Annotated in this window: 18 protein-coding genes and 6 pseudogenes; 6 read left to right on the forward strand and 18 right to left on the reverse strand. The window is 39.0% G+C overall.

Annotated features, from left to right (window positions below; genetic code table 11):
- Positions 1–428: 428 nt before the first annotated feature.
- A complete protein-coding gene (locus tag RCG23_RS05125) occupies positions 429–1,097 on the reverse strand; it encodes a YkyA family protein (protein WP_308178851.1) in 669 nt (222 codons plus the stop codon).
- A 250-nt stretch (positions 1,098–1,347) separates the two neighbouring features.
- On the opposite strand from RCG23_RS05125, the gene RCG23_RS05130 reads away from it, so the two are divergent.
- On the forward strand, positions 1,348–1,479 hold the full coding sequence (locus RCG23_RS05130) for a YjcZ family sporulation protein (RefSeq protein WP_308178852.1): 132 nt from the start codon (positions 1,348–1,350) through the stop codon (positions 1,477–1,479).
- 193 nt (positions 1,480–1,672) lie between these two features.
- Positions 1,673–2,226: pseudogene (def, locus tag RCG23_RS05135) on the forward strand (peptide deformylase).
- Positions 2,227–2,261: 35 nt separating this feature from the next.
- On the opposite strand, the pseudogene RCG23_RS05140 reads toward def, so the two are convergent.
- The 3 genes and pseudogenes from RCG23_RS05140 to RCG23_RS05150 form a co-directional block, all read right to left on the reverse strand.
- A pseudogene (locus RCG23_RS05140) lies at positions 2,262–3,031 on the reverse strand (Cof-type HAD-IIB family hydrolase).
- A 27-nt stretch (positions 3,032–3,058) separates the two neighbouring features.
- Positions 3,059–3,397 (reverse strand): EamA family transporter, encoded by a 339-nt coding sequence (locus RCG23_RS05145; RefSeq protein ID WP_308179969.1) that lies wholly within the window; start codon positions 3,395–3,397, stop codon positions 3,059–3,061.
- Positions 3,289–3,954 (reverse strand): DMT family transporter, encoded by a 666-nt coding sequence (locus RCG23_RS05150; RefSeq protein ID WP_308178853.1) that lies wholly within the window; start codon positions 3,952–3,954, stop codon positions 3,289–3,291. Before RCG23_RS05150 ends, RCG23_RS05145 begins: the two co-directional genes overlap by 109 nt.
- 499 nt (positions 3,955–4,453) lie before the next feature.
- Here RCG23_RS05150 and RCG23_RS05155 point away from each other — a divergent pair, with 499 nt between their 5' ends.
- Together RCG23_RS05155 and rnjA are read left to right on the forward strand one after the other, a co-directional pair.
- Positions 4,454–4,663, forward strand: coding sequence for a DNA-dependent RNA polymerase subunit epsilon (locus tag RCG23_RS05155; RefSeq protein ID WP_308178854.1), 210 nt, complete (start codon positions 4,454–4,456; stop codon positions 4,661–4,663).
- 6 nt (positions 4,664–4,669) lie between these two features.
- Positions 4,670–6,337: a ribonuclease J1 gene (rnjA, locus tag RCG23_RS05160; RefSeq protein ID WP_308178855.1), complete on the forward strand. Its 1,668-nt coding sequence runs from the start codon at positions 4,670–4,672 to the stop codon at positions 6,335–6,337.
- Positions 6,338–6,426: 89 nt separating this feature from the next.
- On the opposite strand, the pseudogene RCG23_RS05165 reads toward rnjA, so the two are convergent.
- The 11 genes and pseudogenes from RCG23_RS05165 to RCG23_RS05215 all read right to left on the reverse strand — a co-directional run bounded on the left by RCG23_RS05165 (position 6,427) and on the right by RCG23_RS05215 (position 17,754).
- Positions 6,427–7,439: pseudogene (locus tag RCG23_RS05165) on the reverse strand (cytochrome d ubiquinol oxidase subunit II).
- A 25-nt stretch (positions 7,440–7,464) separates the two neighbouring features.
- Positions 7,465–8,795 (reverse strand): annotated as a pseudogene (locus RCG23_RS05170) (cytochrome ubiquinol oxidase subunit I).
- 160 nt (positions 8,796–8,955) lie between these two features.
- Positions 8,956–9,843, reverse strand: a complete 888-nt coding sequence (locus RCG23_RS05175; RefSeq protein ID WP_308178856.1) for a DUF4349 domain-containing protein — start codon at positions 9,841–9,843, stop codon at positions 8,956–8,958.
- A gap of 357 nt (positions 9,844–10,200) precedes the next feature.
- Positions 10,201–10,656 carry a TlpA disulfide reductase family protein gene (locus RCG23_RS05180; RefSeq protein ID WP_308178857.1) on the reverse strand — a complete coding sequence of 152 codons (456 nt, stop codon included), beginning with the start codon at positions 10,654–10,656 and terminating at the stop codon, positions 10,201–10,203.
- 76 nt (positions 10,657–10,732) lie between these two features.
- On the reverse strand, positions 10,733–11,281 hold the full coding sequence (locus RCG23_RS05185) for a peroxiredoxin (protein ID WP_308178858.1): 549 nt from the start codon (positions 11,279–11,281) through the stop codon (positions 10,733–10,735).
- A gap of 254 nt (positions 11,282–11,535) precedes the next feature.
- A complete protein-coding gene (locus RCG23_RS05190) occupies positions 11,536–12,654 on the reverse strand; it encodes an N-acetyldiaminopimelate deacetylase (RefSeq protein WP_308178859.1) in 1,119 nt (372 codons plus the stop codon).
- Positions 12,655–12,740: 86 nt separating this feature from the next.
- The gene (dapD, locus tag RCG23_RS05195; RefSeq protein WP_308178860.1) at positions 12,741–13,451 is read right to left on the reverse strand and encodes a 2,3,4,5-tetrahydropyridine-2,6-dicarboxylate N-acetyltransferase; all 711 of its coding nucleotides are present in this window, start codon (positions 13,449–13,451) and stop codon (positions 12,741–12,743) included.
- Positions 13,452–13,520: 69 nt separating this feature from the next.
- Positions 13,521–14,408, reverse strand: coding sequence for a transcriptional regulator CcpC (locus RCG23_RS05200; RefSeq protein ID WP_308178861.1), 888 nt, complete (start codon positions 14,406–14,408; stop codon positions 13,521–13,523).
- A gap of 93 nt (positions 14,409–14,501) precedes the next feature.
- Positions 14,502–16,025: pseudogene (locus RCG23_RS05205) on the reverse strand (MDR family MFS transporter).
- Between the two features lie 334 nt (positions 16,026–16,359).
- Entirely contained in the window at positions 16,360–16,830 is a 471-nt protein-coding gene (cbpB, locus tag RCG23_RS05210) for a cyclic-di-AMP-binding protein CbpB (RefSeq protein ID WP_308178862.1), read from the reverse strand.
- Positions 16,831–17,517: 687 nt separating this feature from the next.
- Positions 17,518–17,754 carry a YkuJ family protein gene (locus RCG23_RS05215; protein ID WP_308178863.1) on the reverse strand — a complete coding sequence of 79 codons (237 nt, stop codon included), beginning with the start codon at positions 17,752–17,754 and terminating at the stop codon, positions 17,518–17,520.
- Between the two features lie 175 nt (positions 17,755–17,929).
- Between RCG23_RS05215 and RCG23_RS05220 the strand changes: the two genes are divergently transcribed.
- Complete coding sequence (locus RCG23_RS05220; protein ID WP_308178864.1) at positions 17,930–18,892, forward strand: MBL fold metallo-hydrolase; 963 nt, start codon at positions 17,930–17,932, stop codon at positions 18,890–18,892.
- A 93-nt stretch (positions 18,893–18,985) separates the two neighbouring features.
- On the opposite strand, the gene RCG23_RS05225 is transcribed toward RCG23_RS05220, so the two are convergent.
- The 3 genes and pseudogenes from RCG23_RS05225 to RCG23_RS05235 form a co-directional block, all read right to left on the reverse strand.
- On the reverse strand, positions 18,986–19,483 hold the full coding sequence (locus RCG23_RS05225) for a DUF3993 domain-containing protein (protein WP_308178865.1): 498 nt from the start codon (positions 19,481–19,483) through the stop codon (positions 18,986–18,988).
- Between the two features lie 322 nt (positions 19,484–19,805).
- Entirely contained in the window at positions 19,806–20,045 is a 240-nt protein-coding gene (locus tag RCG23_RS05230; RefSeq protein ID WP_308178866.1) for a hypothetical protein, read from the reverse strand.
- A gap of 66 nt (positions 20,046–20,111) precedes the next feature.
- Positions 20,112–21,324 (reverse strand): annotated as a pseudogene (locus tag RCG23_RS05235) (EAL-associated domain-containing protein).
- Between the two features lie 142 nt (positions 21,325–21,466).
- Between RCG23_RS05235 and RCG23_RS05240 the strand changes: the two are divergent.
- Positions 21,467–22,288 carry a C39 family peptidase gene (locus RCG23_RS05240; RefSeq protein ID WP_308178867.1) on the forward strand — a complete coding sequence of 274 codons (822 nt, stop codon included), beginning with the start codon at positions 21,467–21,469 and terminating at the stop codon, positions 22,286–22,288.
- The last annotated feature ends 10 nt before the right edge of the window (positions 22,289–22,298 follow it).

The raw sequence follows: 22,298 nt of genomic DNA on the forward strand, positions 1-22,298 counted from the left end.
AAAGAAAACTATCTGTATTATCGTTTTTTACCTTCTGTATTATAAATAATTCTTTTTGAAACAGAATGGTTCTCTAACTTGATGATTTAGTAAAAAAAGGCTGTTTTCTAAAAGATTGTTGTTTTGCAGATAGGTTTTTAAAAGCAAATCATTGAAAAAGAGTTAATTGGAGCGGAAGGTGCGAGATCCTCGAAAATGCTATCGCATTTCCTTAGTGCGGTGTTGATTCTAGGGAGCTGATTCAACGTCCTGCGGGAGCAGCGGGACAGGTGAGACCCCACAGGCGCTGTGCGCCGAGGAGGCTCACATCCCGCCCCGCGGAAAGCGAGCATCCTGGAGTGGAAATCAACTACTCTTTAAATTGCAACAATGTATACGAAAACAGCCTAAAAAAAGAAAAACCGGCATTTTCGCCGATTTTAAGGTAATCATTTTTTCTCAGATATTTTTAGTCCTAAGCTTTTGTATAAAGAGTTTTTTTGGTTATTATATTTCTCAGTTAATTCATTAAATTTTTCGTTAGCCGCAAAGATTTTTTTATACTTATCATTTATTTTGTTTATTTGCGCTTCCAGTGCATCAAGCGTGATATTTTGATTCTTTAACATTTTATATAACTCTTGATCCAATTGGACTCCCTCTATGTATTCATTGTATAAAACATCGTGTGCTGTATATCGTTGCATCATGATGGAATAGAGATTTTTTGCTTTCTTTTTTTGTTCATTTGTTTCCAGTTCCTTTATCACGCTCGCGGCTTTTACAAATTCAGCTTTGGAATCCTTCATGCTCTTTTCTTCTTTGCCCATTAGTTCCTTCCGCTTATCTGCCATTGAGTAAGCATCATCCGAAAGCTTAACTACTTGATCGAATTGTTTCATGCCCAAACTCATAATTTTATCAAAATCAATCTTTTCTTTCTTTTCTAATGACATGAGCGGCTTCTGTTGTTTTTCAAATGCCTTCTCAACAGAAACGACTTTTTCAAGGACCTTGTACATTTTTTCAGCAGGTGTTTTCTGATAAAAGCAGCCCGTTGCCAAAAGAACAGTGAAAATTACAGCGAAAATTAGACGAATCCTAGTAAAAAAAGACAACTTATAAGCCCCCTTACAATTTAACAATTCATACTATATCTATAATGTAACTGTTTGACAATAGAGACAGAGTCGTATACGGAAAATCGCACAGATAAAATAGTTAGTCCAACTTTCTAATTTTATTTCAATTTTAAAAATTTATTACTGGGCTGTGGCATATACAATTATTTTAGAACCAACATAGGCTGTATTAATCATCCCCCCAAATTTAAATAAGGGTGAAATAAGCTGGAGGAGGTTTTTCCGAATGTATGGTTGTTACGGTGGATGCGGTTATGGTTATCCTGTTGTCGGAGGAGTTGGCTGCGGAAGAGGATTTGCCTTAATCGTTGTTTTATTCATATTGCTGATAATTGTCGGCTGTGCCTGCTGGTGCTGATAAAAAATGGAGAGGAGAAGGACTTTGTTCCTTCTCCTCTCCATTTTTTAAACGTAGTCCTAGAGGCATCATAAACAGATAAATTCATTTTAAAATATAGAAATTAATGTTTACCTTGTTAACTTTTTATTTATTGTTTGATAGACTAATTAGAGACAGATATTAGCAAGTTTTTAAACAGGAGTGAATTGACATGTTAACGATGGAGGATATTATCCGCGATGGCCATCCTACACTTAGGAAAATTGCAGCAGAAGTTCCAATGCCGCCATCGGAAAATGATAAACAAATACTTAGAGATTTACTTGAATATGTACAGAACAGCCAGAATGATGAAGTGGCTGCACAATATGGGCTACGGCGTGAATTGGCGTGGCTGCCCCGCAAATAAATGTTTCCAAAAGAATGATCGCTGTCCATGTTCATGATGAAAAAGGTGTACTTTACAGCTACGCCCTTTTCAATCCACGAATTGCCAGCCACTCTGTTGAACGTTCCTATCTTGTCTCAGGTGAAGGCTGTCTTTCAGTGGATGAGGCGATTGGCGGGTTTGTCCCCCGCTATGCAAGAGTTACGGTCAAGGGTAATGATCTCGATGGAAACGAAATCAAACTCCGGCTAAAAGGTCTTCCAGCAGTTGTTTTCCAGCATGAGATCGACCATTTAAACGGAATTATGTTTTATGATCATATCAATAAAGAAGATCCTTATAATCCTATTGAAAACGCTATTCCGATTGAAAGATAGTTATATAAAAACAGCCGCCCGTTTGGCGGCTGTTTTTATATTAATTGCAACTTCCTTAACCCGTTTCGGATGCCATCCTCTGCCACATCACTTGTAATTAAATCAGCGTGTTTTTTTGCTTCTTCCGCACCATTCCCCATCGCTACACCTGTTCCGACAGCCTTCAGCATCTCAATATCATTCAGGCCATCTCCAAAAGCATAAACATCCTTCATTTCAAATCCCAGACGTTCGATCATTCTTTTAATACCTTCAGCTTTTGAGCCTCCCGCGGGAAGGATATCGACTGAATAAGGATGCCACCTAATAAAATGGAATAAAGAGTAATTATCCATGTACTCTATCTCTGAGCGTTCCTCACAAAAAAGGAGCGATTGATAGATTTTTCTTCCCTCATAGAAGTGCTCATCTACTTCTGGATGGGTAAACTTCAAGCTTCCCATGCTTTCTTCAATATAATGGTGTTGTCTTACATTCGATTTCATCGTTTGCTCATTCATAAAAACGATGGGGTGATTATTTCCATTGGCAATCTCTATAAGTTTAACGAGTTCCTCCTGATTAAGCGGGTTCTCGTAAATGACTTCATTTTCAAATACCACATACTGCCCATTAAAGCTAACGAAGGAGTCAATATCCAACTCTTCCCGTAAGCTTTCAAACATAAAGGGTGCACGGCCTTAGCAATTGCTACAAAAACCCCATTTTGCTTTAGTTCGCTAATCGCATCCTTGGTGCTCGAAGGCAGATTTTTTTCGTGATCGAGCAAAGTACCATCAATATCAAAAAATACAATTTTCTTCATGTTGTAAAAACTCCTTTTTCTTGCTGTTTATGCTGCTGCCTTTTTCTTAGGCTTCGAGGTCATTTTAAGAGAAGAAATATAAACACCAGCAAAAATGGCAATTAGACCAATGATCATTGTTAAATGAATGGATTCATTCAAAAGCAATGCTCCCCATAAAATAGCCGAAACTGGGACAAGATATGTAACTAGTGAAGCAAACTCCGGGCTTCCCTTTTGTACGAGAAAATAATATAGGAGATAGGCGATTCCTGAACCTAGGCGCCCACGCCCATAAACGGCCCGATAAGAGAAAGATGCACGAACGCAGAAACGGACTCTGGCGCTTGCACAAGCATTATGATCAGCCCAATTACAGTCGATAATCCCATTGTAAAAAAGGATATTTCAAGAACAGTTAAATCAGATAAATATTTTTTTGTCAGATGCCCCCCCAATCCATAACAGAAGGTTGCGCCCGACATTAATAAGATTCCTGACACATGGTCGGTTAATAAATCACCAGGTTTTATTTCGGAAAGAATAAAAATCCCTAAAAAACCAACGATAATTCCGATCCATTGATTTTTTCTTAATGCAGATGAAAAAATAAGGAAGCCTATTACTAGTGTCCATATAGGCGTGGCAGCATTTATGATAGAAGCAAGGCTTGATGATATTTTCGTCTCACTTGAGCTGATTAACAGCCATGGGATGGCGTTATTCATCAGCGCCACAAAGAACAATTTAACCCAGGGCCTGTTTTTTAAATCAAATTTTTCTTTCCTGAATAAAAAAATCACCAACAGAATCAAAAATCCAAACAGGCAGCGTCCAAAAACAACCGCAGTGGGATCAAGAGACTCCAATAATATTTTAATAAACAGAAAAGAAGTTCCCCAAATCAAACTGAGAACAATCAAAGCACTATATAACCTGCCCATCTTCAACCCCCATTTGTAAATACTGTCTATTTAATAGTAAAACACTAAACCTTACAATTAAAATTGTCAATTTCCTAACAGTCAGGCCAATTCCAACTTTACCCATGAAAATTTTAACTTTTTCATCATATAATAGAAGTATAAATATAATTTCATAAATAAAAATTCTTTTATTCTCCCCTGGCTGCTTTACATTGGACAAGGATCGTATAAAATAAGAAGTAAGGAGATGATCCACTATGTTAAAGAAGCTAAGACAGAAGCTTTTAAAACAGTGGAAAGATTTGCTTAGAAAAAAAACTATTGCCTAAAATTTTGAGCCCTTCAAACTTGCGAAGGGCTCCTTCCTTATTGTAAATTGGTAAACAGCGAATCGTTTAGCATCCTTTTCATTCAAAACCAATCGTTTCCTTTTTTAACGGAAATAAGATATAACATGAAAAAGTTGTTAAAATTTTATATAATAGAAAAAGTTATGTGGAGTTAGGAGCGATATTAAATGGTTTTTAAAGTGTATTTTCAGGAAAGCATTACTCAGGTGCCAGTCAGAGAAAAAACAAAAACCGTGTACGTTGAAGGTGAATCCGTTAGAGATGTTCGAAATAAATTGGCTGATCACGGATATAACATTGAATTTGTACAAGCAGTCGAAAACGATTATTTAGAGTATGAACAACAAAATGAAGACTATAAAGTATTGGAGATTTGATAATTTATGAAATTTGTTAAAAACGATCAAACTGCCGTTTTTGCCCTTGGCGGTCTTGGCGAAATCGGCAAGAATACGTACGGAGTCCAATTCCAGGACGAAATAATATTAATTGACGCAGGGATTAAGTTCCCTGAGGACGAACTTCTTGGAATCGATTACGTTATACCTGATTACACCTATTTAGTTAAAAACGAAGAAAAAATTAAAGGTTTATTTGTAACACATGGCCATGAAGACCATATTGGCGGCATTCCTTACCTGTTAAAACAATTAAATATCCCAATTTATGGAGGAAAGCTTGCACTCGGTTTAATAAAAAATAAACTCGAAGAGCATGGCCTACTAAGGACTGCAAAATTAATTGAAATCAAAGAAGATGACATTATAAAGTTCCGTAAAACGTCAGTTACTTTTTTCCGTACGACACACAGCATTCCAGATTCATACGGAATCGTAGTGAAAACCCCGCCTGGACAAATCGTCCATACGGGTGATTTCAAGTTTGATTTCACACCTGTCGGTGAACCAGCTAACCTTACAAAAATGGCTGAAATCGGCAAAGAGGGCGTCCTCTGCTTATTGTCCGACAGCACAAATAGTGAGGTTCCAGATTTCACGATGTCAGAACGCCGCGTTGGCGAAAGCATCCAAGACATTTTTCAAAAAGTTGATGGCAGAATCATATTTGCTACCTTTGCATCAAATATTCATCGCCTTCAGCAAGTAGTAGAAGCGGCGGTCAAGAACGGCAGAAAAGTAGCTGTTTTCGGACGGAGTATGGAAGCTGCAATTAATATCGGCCTGGATTTAGGTTATATTATTGCGCCGAAAGATACATTTATCGAAGCACAGCAAATCAATCGCCTTCCAGCTAGTAAAGTCACCATTCTGTGTACTGGAAGCCAAGGCGAACCAATGGCGGCACTATCAAGGATCGCAAATGGTACTCATCGTCAGATTCAAATTATACCAGGAGATACTGTTGTCTTTTCTTCTTCTCCTATTCCAGGCAACACAATCAGCGTTAGCCGGACGATTAATATGCTGTTTAGAGCAGGCGCAGACGTAATTCATGGCAAGCTAAGCAATATCCATACATCAGGGCATGGCGGACAGGAAGAACAGAAGTTAATGCTGCGTTTAATGAAGCCTAAATTCTTCATGCCTATCCATGGTGAATACAGGATGCAAAAAATGCATTCCAAACACGCAATGGATTGCGGAGTAGAAGAGGAAAATTGCTTCATCATGGACAATGGAGAAGTACTCGCTTTGTCTGAGGATACCGCTCAGGTTGCTGGAAAAATCCCTTCTGGTTCAGTTTATATTGATGGAAGCGGTATTGGCGATATCGGCAATATCGTACTGCGCGACCGCCGGATTCTATCTGAAGAAGGCTTGGTAGTTGTAGTAGTCAGCATCAACATGAAGGATTTTAGAATTTCGGCAGGACCGGATATTATTTCAAGAGGATTTGTCTATATGAGAGAATCCGGTGATCTTATCAATGATGCACAAACACTGATTAATAAGCACTTGAATAAAGTAATGGAGCGCAAAACGACTCAATGGTCTGAGATTAAAAATGAAATCACGGACACATTAGCTCCGTTCCTATATGAAAAAACAAAGCGCCGCCCAATGATCCTTCCGATTATAATGGAGGTTTAATATAAAAAGGAGAAGCAGTCAATCTGCTTCTCCTTTTTATATGCCTTCTTTGCTATCATTTTAGCATAAATCATTTATATTCAAATTGCTTACTTTTGGCCCTTCACATAATCTGCATCAAATAAAAACAAGCGCATAATTAACACCAATGAAGGTATTAACAATAGAAGCCCCGCTATAAATACAGCAATAAGGGTAATACCCATCGTTTCATTTGTATAGGATGAATAAACATTAATATACGGTTCCAAAATATACGGAAGATGTGAAGCTCCGTATCCAAAAAAAGCGAAAAAGAATTGGAGCATCACAAAAATGAATGCCCAGCCCAGGTATTTTCTCTTCAAGATGAATAAAATGGCGGCCAAAAAGAACAATAGCGATAACCCGAACATCCACCAGATTTCAAGTGCATTTTCAAAATGCCTTAAATTATGTACACGCAATGACAGGAAAACAAGAAAACTTGCCAGGATCGTAGGGATACTCCAAAAAAGCGCGAATTTCCTTAACAATTGCATTGCTTCGAAATCCTTCGCCGGTCCGCATAGAAGGTTAAAAAGGCTGCGCTGATAAATAAAACCGATACAATCGCAAGTAAAACAACAGACCATGAATAAGGACTGCTGAAAAGCTTCCCCGTAAGCAGTTCAACCGATTCTCCCTTCTTCTGCAAGAAACCTCCCTCGGAGATGGTGAGAGCTGTAGAAAGCGCTGCCGGGATGAGCAAACCCGTTGCTCCGTAAAGAAATAAATAAAATCGGTTTTCTTTTGGACCATAGTTTCCGAACGCATAGAATGATCCACGAATGGCAAGCAAAATCAAGGCAATACTGCCAGGCAGGAGAAGTGCTGTCCCGTAATAAAAAGCCGTGTCTGGGAAAAATCCAACCAGCCCGACAAAAAAGAAGACGAAGAAAACATTCGTTACTTCCCAAACCGGTGATAAATAGCGACTGATTATATGGTTTATGACATGATCTTTTTTAGTCAATTTTCCATAGTATGCGAAAAAGCCTGCACCAAAATCAACTGATGCTACAATTAAATATCCAAATAAAAAAGTCCATAGAACGGATATACCGAGGATTTCCAGGCTCATCATCATTCCCCCTTGAGATATAAGCTTAAGAAGCACTTGAATAACGATCTGCATACTCGGCTTCTGCAGATTTGTTCCTGAACATTTTGATTAAGACCATAACAGAAATGGTTCCAAGGACAATATATAAAAGCAGGAACATCAAGAACGTCAGCCCTACATTATCTGCCTTCGTTGCTCCTTCTGCAACCTTCATATATCCTCTCAAAATCCATGGCTGCCTTCCCACTTCGGCTAGAATCCAGCCTAGCTCGATTGCAAGCATTGATAAGGGCCTGTGGCACATATCAGCCATAGTACCAATCTAATATACTCATTCTTTTTCAACCTTCTTAAAAGGAGAAAAAGTGCAGAAACCCCTATCCCATACATACCTATACTCACCATTAAATCAAACATATAGTGAATCCACAGCGGAGGCTGTTCATCCTTAGGAATTTTGTCCAATCCGATTACTTCTGTTTTAAAGGAATCACCAGCTAGAAAGCTCAGCATTTTTGGTATTTTTATTGCATTTCTTACCTGATTCTCTTTATTCAGTGTTCCAAATACGATTAAATCAGCATCTCTTTCTGTTTTAAAATGCCATTCAGCTGCTGCCAGCTTTTCAGGCTGTTTTTCTGCAAGGAATTTTGCTGAGATGTCTCCTGCCAAAGCCGTTCCTAACGAAAGAATCAGACCCATCACAACCGTTAGCTTTAAGGATTTTCGGTAATATTGATTGTTCTTCCCTCTTAGAATAGCGAAAGCAGCAATAGAAGCTAATAAAAATGCCGATGCCATATATGAAGAAGATAACACGTGAAAAACCTTTGATGGGACAGCAGGATTAAATATTGCTTTAAATGGCTGTATATCCACTATTGCCCCATTCTTAAGCTTAAAGCCCTGAGGTGTATTCATAAAAGCGTTTACACATGTTATAAAGACAGCTGATGCAGACGAACCAATTACAACAGGGATGGAAATTATCCAATGATATAGCGGCCTTTCAAACCTGTCCCAAGTATAAAGATAGATACCCAGAAATATTGCTTCAAAGAAAAAAGCAAATGTCTCCATAAATAACGGCAAACTTATTACCTGGCCAGCAATACGCATAAAGCTTGGCCAGAGCATGGAAAGCTGTAAGCCTATGCATGTCCCCGTAACAACTCCAACCGCGACCGTAATTGTAAAGCCCCTTGCCCAGCGGCGAGCAAGTAATATGTAATAGGAGTCATTTTTCTTAATGCCAATAAATTCGGCAACCGAAATCATGATAGGCACACCAACTCCAATGGTGGCAAAGATAATGTGAAAGGCAAGGGTCATCGTGGTCAGCATTCGGCTAAGGCTAACGCTGTCTAATTCCATTTTTTTCCCCCAATTATTAAAGCATTTTTTAATCTAACGAGCCTAAACTTTGTGATCGCTTTCACATATAGAACGGTTACCTTTCCGTTTAATAAAAAATACCCGCAAAATTGCGGGCTAAACTTTAAGTGGAAGAAATTAAATGTTTAAAAAAATTTGGTTAGTTCTTTCCCCTGCCTTTTTCAATGAGTTTGTAGAAAAAGAAGATAATAGCTCCTAAAATTGCTAAGATCAGAAACAAGGGAAGGTTGCCTATAAAGAAGACCACCAGTCCGGAAAGAACTGCTAATAGGGTGTTTGTACTCGAAACAAATTGTTTTTTAGTCCTCTCCCATGTATTTAATTTTTTATCCAGATTAGGGACAACTACTTTATTTTCATACAAACTGACCGTGATGGTAGAATATTGAGTCTGGTTTTGTAAATATTTCATCCTGCCCTCAATTCTCTCGATCTCTTCCTGCACGGCAGATAAGTCTGATGATATCTTTAATAAATCCTCTGTCTTTGCAGCACTTTTCATAAAGTCCATCAGACGGGCTTCCACCGCCCTCTTTGATTTAAGTCTTGATTCTAGGTCCACATACTCCTCGGATACATCCTGCCCTGTTACATGCCTGTCAATTACCTCTGCCGCCGTACCCTCTGCATCCTTCATAAATGTTTGAAAATACTTTTGAGGTATTCGGATTGTAATAGTGCCATTAATCTGTTCCTTTCCTTCCTTGGCAATATTTGATTGTACAACATATCCCCCTAAAGCTGTAGCCCGATGCTCAAGCCGAGAAATAGTACTTTCAAAATTTTTCACGCGAAGCTGCAATTCTGCCTGATAAATAACCATCCCATTCGGTGCTGTCGTTTCTTTACTTACAGGAGCATCCTCAGAATTGTTTTTACTTGTAAGTGCACTTGAATCAGCTGACTGATTCGACTTACTATCAGCCATTTTTGAATTGCTGCCTGACTCCTGACTTTTTTCCCCGCTGCATGCGACTAAAAATAAAATGAATATCATCGGAAAAATTACCCATAAAGACTTTTTCAAACCGTCACCCCCTGTATCTGTTTTAGAGTATGACGAAAACGAAACGAGAATGTTACAAAAATCGGTTTGAATAAACCTGTAAAACAAAAGGCGCAAGCGCCCTGGTTAGCCCCAGCTGGCATAAGACGAATCACGCAGGAAATCCTGATTTCTGGAGTGATTTGGCTTATGACCACGAGGGGCTGGGTGCTCCTCGAAAAAGCTATCGCTTTTTCTTCGTGCGAAGCATATGCTGTCGAAGCTTTCCTTGTGGAGCTAGATTAATACAACTTGTAGAAGTTATTCACATCATTTAATTTTATAATTTCCTAGACGACAAAAAAACTGCCCGCATTCTATGCAGACAGCAAACCTTTGTTATTCTGTTTTTTCCAATTCATCCAATACTCTATTTACTCGTTTTTCAAGCATTTTCATGCCACTTCCGCCCGCCTGGAAATGGCGCAGCTTGCCTTCACGATCAAAAACATAATATGCAGGAACATATTGATTTTCAAATGCCTCTGTCAATTTATGGTCACTGTCAACGAAAATGGGCTGTGTGATTCCGTGTTCTGCGGCAACCTGCTTTATTTCTTCCAGGTTAAGATCGTTTTCAGATCTTGGCATATGAACTGCAACCACATTCAACTTTTCCTTGTAATCATCGCGGAACTGGTTTACCTGTGGCATCGCTTCTTTGCACAGGTGGCAGCTGATAGACCAGAAATGGATCAGTGTCGGTTTTTCACCTACTAATTCTTCCTTTGAAACTTGTCCATTCAGCCATTCTGTTGCACCAGCAAGTTCAGGCATTTGTTCGCGTAATTTCATTTCAGTTCCTCCCTTAGTAAATATCTATTTTCAAAAAAAGACCTAACGCTATTAAGTGTTAGGTCCATCAGGCTAATTAAACGTTTAAAGTAGCTTGTCCAGGCTTCCAGTTTGCAGGGCAAAGGCCGCCTGTTTGAAGTGCCTGAAGTACGCGTAGAGTCTCATCGACGTCGCGGCCGATATTATTGTGGTTAACAACTGAATACATCATTTCACCTTCAGGGCTGATAATGAATAAGCCGCGAAGTGCGATTCCTTCTTCTTCAATTAGAACACCATAGTCGCGGGATACAACATGGTTTGTATCAGCTGCTAATGGATAATTCAGATCACCAAGGCCATTTTCCTTGCGGTCTGTTTTAATCCATGCAAGATGTGTATGAACTGTATCAGTAGATACACCAATAACTTCTGCATCAAGATCTTCAAACTCATCATAGCGATCAGATAGAGCTGTGATTTCTGTTGGGCATACGAAAGTGAAGTCCATTGGATAGAAGAATAACACAGTCCACTTTTCGTTTTTCATGTTTTCTTCAAGGCTTACTTTTTTAAATTCTTTGTTTGGTAATACTGCATCCAATTCAAATCTTGGGGCTTGCTTACCTACCATACGTTCTGGCATATTAATCCCTCCAATATTTTAATTAAATCATCTCTTGACATAATTCATTATAAATCAACAATTATTTTGAGTCAATATTAAATTGTAATTAATTTAAATAAGTATTAATTATTAAAAGTGAAGTTAAACTCCATTATTTGGTTTGCCCTTTTTCCAATTTAATTAAACAGAAAAAAGTAAAGGATTCTTTTTCCAAAACCCATTTTCATCTAAATTTTAGCATGAAATAGCAAAAAAAATAAAATGAAAAGCATTTAATTTCCTTTTAGGCTTACGTATTTGCTGATTAGACTAATCGCGCTTTGAATCGCAGCTTCATTTGGATTGAGCTTGGAATGATGAAGTCCATAGGAAGAATCGACCCCGAGCCAGAACATAAAGCCGGGAATTTCCTTAAGCATATAACCAAAGTCCTCGCCAGTCATAGCTTCACGGCATTCAATTACCTTCATATCCGTCTGGCTCTTCGTGAATTCCATAAATTCATTAGTCAGGTTATGGTCATTATATACCTGATAATACATTGCTCCATAATCGATTGAACATTCGCATTCAAATCCAGTTTCTATTCCTTTAACAAGTGCCTCTATCCTCTTTTTCACTCTACCCATTGATTCAGGTGATAACGTCCTAATGGTACCTTCAAGCCTTGCATTCTCGGCAATAATATTTTGAACAGTTCCCCCGCTGATTTTTCCTACAGTAACAACAGCACTGTCCAAAGGGTCAATATTTCTGGAAATGATGGTCTGGAGCTGGGTGACTAATGAACAGGCAGCGACCACCATATCATTTGTTTGATGCGGATAGGCTGCATGTCCGCCCTTACCTTTTAAATCGATGAACAGCTCAGATGTGTTTGCAAATAACAAGCCTTCCTTGACAGCAATCGTTCCCACTGGATATTCCGGAGCAATATGCAGTGCAATAATCATGTCGGGCTTCCATACCTTCATGACCTCTGAAGCAAGCATAGGCTCTGCCCCGCCTGGACCTTCTTCGGCAGGCTGAAAAATGAATAAAAGATTATCATTAATTGGATTTTCAGCAAAATAAGAAATGACACCAAGAGCGATGCTCATATGGAAGTCATGTCCACATGCATGCATTCGGCCTTCATGCCTGGATGAATAGGATAATTCAGTTTGTTCCTCAATCGGTAGCCCGTCAATATCAGCCCGATACCCGATTGTTTTTTTCGGGTTTACACCATGAAGCATGACAAACAAACCTGTCTTCCACTTTTTTATGACAAGCCGGTCCTGTGGCAATGTTTGAAGATATGATAATAAATATTCCTGCGTCTTAAATTCCTGGAAACCCAATTCAGGAATCTGGTGCAGCTCTCTTCTGATTTTTACGAAGGTATCCATAATTTCTCCCCCTTTTGCTAAAGAAAGCGTGGAGAGCATCCACGCTTAAATTTAAGATCCCAAAACCAGGCATATAATTTTTTATATTATAACTGACGAAGTTCCTGCTTAATTTCTGTCTTCGATTTTGTTTTTTCATCAATATCTTTAATTTTTCGTGCAGGAGTTCCGGCCACAACCGTATATGGAGCGACGTCATCAATTACAATCGCACCAGCAGCAACAACAGCTCCTTTTCCGACTGTTACGCCTTCCAGAACGACAGCGTTAGCACCAATTACCACATCATCTTCTACAACTACCGGTTTGGCTGAAGGTGGCTCGATTACACCTGCAAGGACGGTTCCCGCTCCTATATGGCAGTTTTTGCCGACAGTTGCCCTTCCTCCAAGAACTACATTCATGTCAATCATCGTTCCTTCACCAATTACAGCACCAATATTAATTGATGCACCCATCATGATTACAGCATTATCGCCAATTTCCACCTGGTCACGAATAATGGCACCCGGTTCAATTCTAGCTTTAATATTCTTCATATCAAGCAAAGGAATGGCTGAATTGCGACGGTCATTTTCAACTACATAATCTTCAATTTTCCCTTGGTTTTGTTCCAGTATTCGGCCAATTTCAGACCATTCGCCAAAAACCACACCTGAATTCCCATTTAAAAAAGTTTTAGACTGGCTTCCAAAATCCAGGCCTTCCAGGTCACCTTTAACGTATACCTTTACGGGTGTTGCTTTTTTGCTGTTTTGAATAAAAGAAATGATTTCATTTGCATCCATCATCTTCATTATGTTGCCTCCTATGTATATGACTAAAAATAATTTAACAGACAAAAGGGGTGAAAACAAGAAAAACAGTTAATTCCCTTCTGATTCAGCGATATGTTCCTTGATGACTTCCACAAATGCCTGAACTTGTTTCAGCTGAAAGGCTGATTCATACCCAAGCAGCCATGTATCCCGCTTTAATGGCTTCCCATGTTCATCTAAAAGAGGAATTTTATAAATATCCTTTTCAGCCCCGTTAAGGGTGATAGCCGGAAGAATGGCATACCCGATTCCATTGAAGGCCATTTGCTTACATGTTTCAATCTGGTCAACTACAACCGTCCTTTTAGGCGCAGTCTTAAAATGGCGGAGCCACCAATCTTGGATTTCCTGATAATAATTTGAATCGCTTTTAAATTGAATAAAGGGTCGGTCGGTTTCAAGCACTTGCTCCGGCCTAGTAATCTCCTTATCCACAAGGTATAGGCTGTCCTGAAAGAGATGGATTTTAACTCCTTTCCAATCAGGTGTACCTCTAATGATTCCAATTTGGACTTGATCATCATAAATGCATCTTAAAATTTCGCTGCTCCAGCCGGTGATTAAGGATATCTTTGCCTGTGGATATCTTTCAATAAATTTTTTCAACACTTGCGGCAGCCAATTTTGTCCAACAATTGAAGCAACAGCTATTTTTAGGGTTCCAGACACTTCTGACTGAAGAGACTGCAGCGTTTCTCTTACCCTCTCCTGTTTTAAAAGAACCTCATCTACAAATTGAATGACATTTTCTCCAGCGGCAGTAAGGGTCAGCCCCTTTTGCGAGCGGATAAACAACTTTGCCCCCCAGTCCTTCTCTATCGTTTGAAGCCTCTGAGAAAGTGCTGGCTGGGAAACAAACAGCCTTTCAGCCGCTTTTCGCATATTCATTTCCTGGGCTAGGACAGACAATAATTGAAATTCAGATAATGAAGACATATTTTTCCTCACAAAAAAATTTTTTATTATTTGCTTTGGCACTTAATGATACTCATCATTTATTAAAATATTTTAAATACATGACAGTTCCGGTCATTGAAGCGGAGATTGGTCCTTCTTGGGCAGGAAAAGGATAAATAGTAAGCTGATAGCTGCAAATAACAGGACAGAAACATAAACAGAATGGAGCGATGCCGTTAGTCCTTCTTGCAATAAATTTCTAACAGATTCAGTAAGTTTGTTTCGCTGACTTTCATTTAAAAGAATATTGGCCGAATCAACATTCAGCTTCTTGCCTTCTCCAGATGCATGTCCGCCTATATAAGCTCTTAACTGGCTGTTTAAAATACCTCCCAGCAAGGCAGCGCCAACAGTGTTTCCGAGGTTGCGCATGAACATATTTGCCGCAGTCGCAATACCCCTTTGCTGCCAGCCGACTGTGCTTTGGATTGAAACAATAAATGCCGTGGAGGTTAACCCCATTCCAATCCCTACAAGGAAAGAACCTGTTGCGGCCAAAAAGGACCTGAGTCCCCAGACATAGCAACAAAAACGATGCTTCCCATTATTAAGGATACTCCCCCAATAATGGATGTGGCCCTAAAACCAAACTTCAAAAGCATACGGCAGGAGAGTGTGGACGCAATCGGCCAGCCAATGGACATGGCTGTCAAGGTAAAACCTGCAATAAGAGGCGGCTGCTCCATTACCCCCTGGACAAAGGCAGGCAGGAAGCTGGAGATTCCTATCAGCATAATTCCAGTCGTCAATGAAGTTATGTTTGCTATGAAAATGGAGCGCTCTTTCCATATATTAAAAGGCATTATGGGTTCAGAAGCCCGCCTTTCCCGAAGTATAAAGAAGAATAATGCTGCCGCACTTGCTCCCAACAAGCCCATTGACTGTCCTGACGCCCAGCCCCAGCGGCTTCCGCCTTCCACAAGGGCAAACATCAATGTTGAAATAGCCATAGTCAAAAGCAATGCTCCTCCATAGTCAATTTCATGTCGTTTTCTTTCAACCTTTTCATGCAAAAAGAAATGCAAGCCAATAATGGACAGAATGCCAAGAGGAATGTTAACCCAGAAGACAAAATTCCAGCTCACATACTGTACCAGAAACCCTCCAATTGCCTGCCAGGACTGCTGAAATCCCCCAGACACTTGAAAGGTAGCCCTGAATCTTTGCCCGTTCCTCTTTCGTATATATATCTCCTACAATGGTTGTAGCAATAGGCATGACAGCGCCTGCTCCAAACCCCTGAATTAGCCGGAAGACAATCAGCATTTTCATGGAATTAGCAAAACCGCACAGGATGGAACCGGTTAGAAATATGATAATTCCAAAAAATAAAATCGGCTTACGTCCAAATAGATCTGAAAGCTTTCCATAAATCAGGACAGTAACTGCATTCATCAGCAAGTATGCAGAGAAAACCCAGCTGTAAAGAGTAAAGCCTCCCAAATCACCGACAATTGCAGGCATTGCAGTAGAAACAATGGTTGCTTCCACCGCTCCCATAAACATAGCAAGCATCACTGACACCAATACAAGCGGCAGGTTGGTTTGTTTCTGAGCACCGCTTTTTTGCTGTTCTTTTTCTAACGGGACCCCCATTTAAACACCTCTTTGTTTTAGGCTGTTTTCGTATACTTTGCTGCTATTTAAAGAGTAGTTGATTTCCACTCCAGGATGCTCGCTTTCCGCGGGGCGGGCGGTGAGCATCCTCGGCGCACAGCGCCTGTGGGGTCTCACCTGTCCCGCTGCTCCCGCAGGACGTTGAATCAGCTTCCTAAAATCAACATGGCACGAAGGAAATGCGAGAGCATTTTCGAGGAGCTCGCACCTTCCGTTCCAATCAACTTCTTTTTCAACGATTTGTTTTTAAAAACCTATTTACAAAACAACAACCTTTTAGAAAACAGCCTTGTTTTAAAACTAATATGGCTCCCTAAAAGGGAGCCTGGGCATTGTTTTTATTTTTGTTTAATTTTCTAATATGCTTGTTTAAAGTGTTTAATACAGTACTTCTTGGCAAAATCCCTTCAAAATATCCTTTTTCCGTTTCAACACATAAAAAAGGGTGGTTTACCAATAATTCTAAACAGGATTTCAATGATTCCGTCATTTTTACACGAGGGACTTTTTGGTTCATAATCTCTTCCACTCGTTTCTTCTCAAGCTGTTCAAATTCAATTCTCTCCAACCCAAGAATGGAGTCCATGATAATTGGAGTACTGATCAAGCCATGAAGTTTATATTGTGGATCCAGGACTGGAATCGCAGTATATCCGCTTTTAGTTAATACCAATAATGCATGTTCTAGGTTATTGCCAATTTGTACATGAGCAACACGTTCCGAAGGAATCATCAAATCGTTCATGTTAATTTCTAAAAAATCCCCACTGTGAAGACTGATCATCGCGAAAACTCCTCAATGTTTGTTTTACCACATGTATATTCTAACACAGTTTTCGGGGGACTGTCTTTTAAAGATAATCTTAACCCTTGCTTGTTTCGATATTTTTAAGCGTAAAATGGCAACGGGGACATTGATAAATAACATTTTGATTTGACTGCGCTGTTAATACTAGGTTTATTTCCGATTCAAGTTTGCACATAGGGCATTTAACAAGTGGAACCATTTATACTTCACCTCACCCTATAGGATGCCTTAAATCGTTACTTGAATTCAGCAGTAGCTTATAAAATGCTCTGTTAACTTTTACTGTTGGTTTTATAAAAAATGCTGTTTTCGTATACGCTGTTAAACGATGTTGTTGATTGTAAGGGAGCAGATTCCCTTTCTTTTTTATAGGCTGTTTTCTAAAAGATTGTTGTTATGTAAATATGTTTTAAAAAGAAAAAAGTTGAAAAAGAAGTTGATTGGAACGGAAGGTGCGAGCTCCTCGAAAATGCTATCGCATTTCCTTCGTGCGGTGTTGATTCTAGGGAGCTGATTCAACGTCCTGCGGGAGCAGCGGGACAGGTGAGACCCCACAGGCGCTGTGCGCCGAAGAGGCTCACCGCCCGCCCCGCGGAAAGCGAGCATCCTGGAGTGAAAATCAACTACTCCTTATATAACAAAAAAAGAAGCCATAATGGCTTCTTATTGGATTAGATCAAAGATTTCAATCGTAATCATATCAATATTATCAAACTGATAGCGTTTTGGCTTTTCCTTGTCGCTATATACTTCCAATTCAAACGTTTCCGTCTTTGGATGGAATGTTACCTGACATTTTCTTTCACCATTCACTTCGAAATAGCGCTGGGCAGGTTCACTAACGGTTGATTGTTCCTGAAGGTTTTTTAAACGTGTTATTATTCCTTGAAGCTGTGACATGCTCTCTCTCCTTTCAAACAAAAAGCGTATACCCATAGGTTTCACTTCTGGCATGTTTCTATCCCAATGGATTATTTTCAGAATTTTCATTCGCAATTCTTTACATACCAATACTTACAGCATAAAATAATGACAGGTATTTGTCCAAGCAAAATTAATATAATGGGGTGTTTTTTTGAAAAAACCTATACGATTGGACGAAAAGATATTTTTAATTGACGATTTAGATTTGAATGTAAGTGGAAGAACCGGAAGCTATATCCTAATGGAAGAGGAACTCACCATCATAGAAACGTGCACTAGCCATTCCGTACCATTTATTTTGGAAGGCTTGAAAGAAATTGGCCGTTCACCAGAAGAAGTAAAATATATCATTGTGACACATATCCACCTTGATCACTCAGGAGGTGCCGGTTTACTTCTAACATATTGCCCTGAGGCAAAAATAATTGTTCATCCCAAAGGCGCTAAGCATTTAGCAGATCCTTCAAAACTGATTACTGGTGCAAAGGCAGTATATAAAGAACAATTTGAAGAACTGTTCGATCCTATTTTGCCTATTCCTCCGGATAGAATTATTACAAAGACCCACGAGGACACATTGACAATAGGTCCTGAATGCACTCTTAGTTTTTTTGACACACCAGGCCATGCCAATCATCATTTCAGTATTTATCATCCGGGCGTTAATGGCATGTTCACAGGCGACACTGCAGGTGTCACATATCCTCAGCTCGCTCACCTTGGTATAGACTTATTCCTTCCATCCACTTCACCTAATCAGTTTGATCCTGAGAAAATGCTTCAATCCATTGAATTGTATGAACAAAAACAGCTCACTTCTCTGTTTTTTGGCCATTATGGCTCTTCTAACAGGCTAGAAGAGGTATATCGCCAAATCCGGTATTGGCTGCCTATCTTCGTGAAGGAAGCTGAAAGGATATTTGCCCAAAATGCTTTGAATGACAATGCGGTAGAGCTCCTGAAGGAAAGCTTGTATTCTAAGGTAACCTCCTCTCTTAGTGAAGTGAACATAAATTCAGACCATGAATTCTTTAAAATTTTGAACCTTGATTTATCCGTCTCCTCTATGGGGCTAATCGATTATTTGGTAAAAAAAGAATCCGATCGTGAATAAATTTTTTAATTACATACAAATAAGAAACCGCTTTATCAAGCGGTTTCTTTAATTTGAACTGCTATTTAAAACAATAGGCTTGTCCACTTATATTTACTTAATTGATTCTTTAATGATTTCGTCTGGAATCTGGTTATAGAGATACTTGGAAATCTTCCATTCACCAGAAATATTTTCAATCAGAATACCCTCATAATGGCTTTTATATCCAACCGGACCTTCCGTTCTTTCAGGAAAGTATTCAAATACATATACTTTATTCGATTTAATTACTACCCTTGTATTATCGGAAAACTGATAAAAAGGAATATAATATTTAGCGAAGTCTGATCCATATGTAATATACTTTCCATTTTTCTCAGCCACGTTTTCTTTCAAAAAAACCTCCTGGTATTTATCTGTAAAATACGGCTCCAGGATTTTGTTGATATCATCCTTGCTTCTTTCTTTTTCACTAAGTGCCACTTGTGCTTGAAATGCTTCCTTTAGGAAACTGAATACATCATCACGATTATTAAATTCCATTTTGGCTTTAGGGGATAAAGGTATTAATAAACAAAAAATAAATAATAAGAGCATTAACTTTTTCATGTTCCTTCCCTCCCTTTAACTTGTCCAATCGTAAGTAATATTCATTTTACCAGTATTAATGTCTTCATTTTGAATATTTCGTTCGCAAAAATACATCAGCATTAGACATCATAAGTATTACTATTTAAACTACCCGAATTTCCAATTTTTTAACTTATATTCTCTTTTTGATGTATAAAATAAGACGTTGTGCCTATAGGAATGGACGGATTCCAGTGATGAGTAAAGTCTTTTTGTCGGTACAACTCGGATACAATTGGAAAATGTCGTTACAGCCACAACATAATTCCCCTTTAAAATAAAAAGGCCCCTGGCTGGAGGCCTAACGGAATATATTAAAAGCTACAAAAAGAATGATCAGTAAAACCAGGGCAAAGAAAACGCCGTATGACAAAAAAATCGGGTTGCGCAAATAGGCATGCTGCTGAACCGGCTTTTCAATTTTGGAATCCAGTTCACCTTCCACCACCTTCTGCTGCCTGGTAAGATACCATGTGTAAAGAAGAGAAACCGCCAAAATCCCGAGAACCAGAATAGAAAAAAAGGTAAAATTAAAACTCACAGGTCATCTCCCCTATGCAAAAGTTTATTTTTAAACTTCCACATCGGGAATTTTCTATACATGGGTTTACAATAGACCATCCTGTTCGAATAAGTATTCATGTGATATATCGATAAATAAAAATTCTTTTGGATTTATCGGAAAAGAAAATGTTCGGATCGGTTCCCCTGTTTCAATATCACTATAGAGATCCGATAAGATACCCTTTTTTTCATTCCTCATTTTTATGATATTTTCCAGGAAGTACGGTCGCCAGCTCCAATTTTTATGAATATATTCCATCTGCGTAATCCAACCATTCGCCTGGCTTTTTGAAAAATTAGGCGAAAGCTGGAATCCATCCTCATCACAAACATACATCCTAAAAGCAATAAGATCCATTTCCCGCATTAAGGAAAGGAATAATTCCTCATATCCTGGTTTCTTAATTTTAATAACAATTGACTGAACTTGAATATGAAACGATTCCGCAGCCGAATAGATGGCCTGAAGCTTTTTCTTTTCAGAAAAAATAAAGCCATGAAATTCCTTCTTCAACTTTTCCTTAAAAAATTCAGACCCAATAAATTCAGAAGATGGCTGACTTAAATAAAAGCCCTGATAATATCTGCCGCCGTTTTTCCAGGCAAAATATAGCTGGTAATCCATTTCAATGTTTTCAAATAATAGCTCTGCCCCAATTTTTCTCGCCAGTAAAGATAAAGTAAACATCATATCCTGAAAGGCTGTTCCAGTTGCTGTCGATCTTAAAGCACCTAAATTAACCTTTAGAATATCAGGCTCGAGCAAGCCAAGGAGATCCATTGTGTTATTGTCAAAATCCTTCTTTGCCACCGCAATTTTGATACCATAGGTACGATAATAATTAAGCAAGTGGACTAGCTGGTGATTCTCACCAGTAAATTTCGCATCCGAAATTTCCAGCACTAGCCTATCTAAGGGAAGTCCATCTTTTTCAAACGCCAATAACTGCTCTAAAAACGGCTCTCCATCCTGGTACATTAATAGCTCTGCAGTCCGGTTAATAAATAATTTTTCAGTTGCTTCCAAACGGGATGCCATTTCTACAGCTTTTATCAAAAGTAGCTGATCAACTTCGAATTTATATTCATCAGGGATTTCTGCGTCTTCAAAAAAGGCCAAGACTTTGTACATTACCATCCTTTATAAAGCGTCCCAACACTTCATAACCGATAACCCTTTGTTCGTCCGCACTAACAATCGGCTGAAAATATGGCATTATGCAATCTAAGTTCGTAAGGATGTCTAAAGCATCCATGCCAGTACCTCCAATTAAATAAACTTTTCATTATTATATCATACGCTATACTCTATAGTATTTAATGCAAAATGATACCATTATAAGCTTGCAGAAATAAACGAAGACTATAGATAGGCCCAATTGGAAAGGGGATAAGTATTTGAAAAAACTTTATTTTTTGGCTTTACTGCTTCCTGGTTTGATAGGTTGCAGCGAGTATGAAGAAAAAAGTTTCAAAAATGCTCCCGAGACAATAAGTCCAGTAAAACTTTCCGATCAAAAAAAGGTGGCAGACAGGGATGATAGCCTGCCACTTCCTGCTGTCAATAATGCAAACAGGATGCCCGCAAAAACCTCTGTATCATCCGGACAGCAGCCAATGAAAAACCATCAAATGCTTAATGTTGTTCAAATTAACCAAAATCCTGAGCTTAAGTATGGATGTGAAATAACAAGTACTGCTATGATGCTCTCTTATGCCGGAGTTAAAACGAATAAAATGCAACTATTTTATTCAGTTAAAAAGGACCCTGACCCGCTGATAAAGTCAAGGAATGGGGATATAATCCGGTGGGGAGATCCTGATGTGGGCTTCGTTGGAGATATGACTGGTAGAAGAGCAGGATATGCGGTTTTTGATAAACCAATGGTGGATCTCGTTAACCGGTATTTACCCGGCCGGGCGGTCAATTTGACTAACCGTCCTTTTGACGAGGTATTATTGCATGTTTCAAAGGGATATCCTGTAGTTGTGTGGACAACAGGTGATTTCCGTCTCCCTGACAGATGGGAATCATGGTCCCATGGCCGGCAGACAATCAGAACGCCGCTTGATTTGCATGCTGTGGTTCTTGTTGGGTATGACCGTCACTTTGTTTATATAAATGACCCTCTCTCAGGAAGAAAACAGCTGCGAATTGAAAAAAATCGGTTTATTGCATCCTGGAAGGCATTGAAATCAAGGGCTGTTTCATATCATTAGAAAAATGCCC

The organism is Neobacillus sp. PS3-34, from assembly GCF_030915465.1.
GTDB lineage: Bacteria > Bacillota > Bacilli > Bacillales > Cytobacillaceae > Neobacillus_A.

Coding starts and splice junctions, on each gene's coding strand:
- RCG23_RS05130 (WP_308178852.1), top strand. CDS start 1,348: ATGTATGGTTGTTACGGTGGATGCGGTTATGGTTATCCTGTTGTCGGA.
- RCG23_RS05150 (WP_308178853.1), bottom strand. CDS start 3,954: ATGGGCAGGTTATATAGTGCTTTGATTGTTCTCAGTTTGATTTGGGGA.
- RCG23_RS05155 (WP_308178854.1), top strand. CDS start 4,454: ATGGTTTTTAAAGTGTATTTTCAGGAAAGCATTACTCAGGTGCCAGTC.
- rnjA (WP_308178855.1), top strand. CDS start 4,670: ATGAAATTTGTTAAAAACGATCAAACTGCCGTTTTTGCCCTTGGCGGT.
- RCG23_RS05180 (WP_308178857.1), bottom strand. CDS start 10,656: ATGAAATTACGCGAACAAATGCCTGAACTTGCTGGTGCAACAGAATGG.
- RCG23_RS05185 (WP_308178858.1), bottom strand. CDS start 11,281: ATGCCAGAACGTATGGTAGGTAAGCAAGCCCCAAGATTTGAATTGGAT.
- RCG23_RS05190 (WP_308178859.1), bottom strand. CDS start 12,654: ATGGATACCTTCGTAAAAATCAGAAGAGAGCTGCACCAGATTCCTGAA.
- dapD (WP_308178860.1), bottom strand. CDS start 13,451: ATGAAGATGATGGATGCAAATGAAATCATTTCTTTTATTCAAAACAGC.
- RCG23_RS05200 (WP_308178861.1), bottom strand. CDS start 14,408: ATGTCTTCATTATCTGAATTTCAATTATTGTCTGTCCTAGCCCAGGAA.
- cbpB (WP_308178862.1), bottom strand. CDS start 16,830: ATGATCAGTCTTCACAGTGGGGATTTTTTAGAAATTAACATGAACGAT.
- RCG23_RS05215 (WP_308178863.1), bottom strand. CDS start 17,754: ATGTCACAGCTTCAAGGAATAATAACACGTTTAAAAAACCTTCAGGAA.
- RCG23_RS05225 (WP_308178865.1), bottom strand. CDS start 19,483: ATGAAAAAGTTAATGCTCTTATTATTTATTTTTTGTTTATTAATACCT.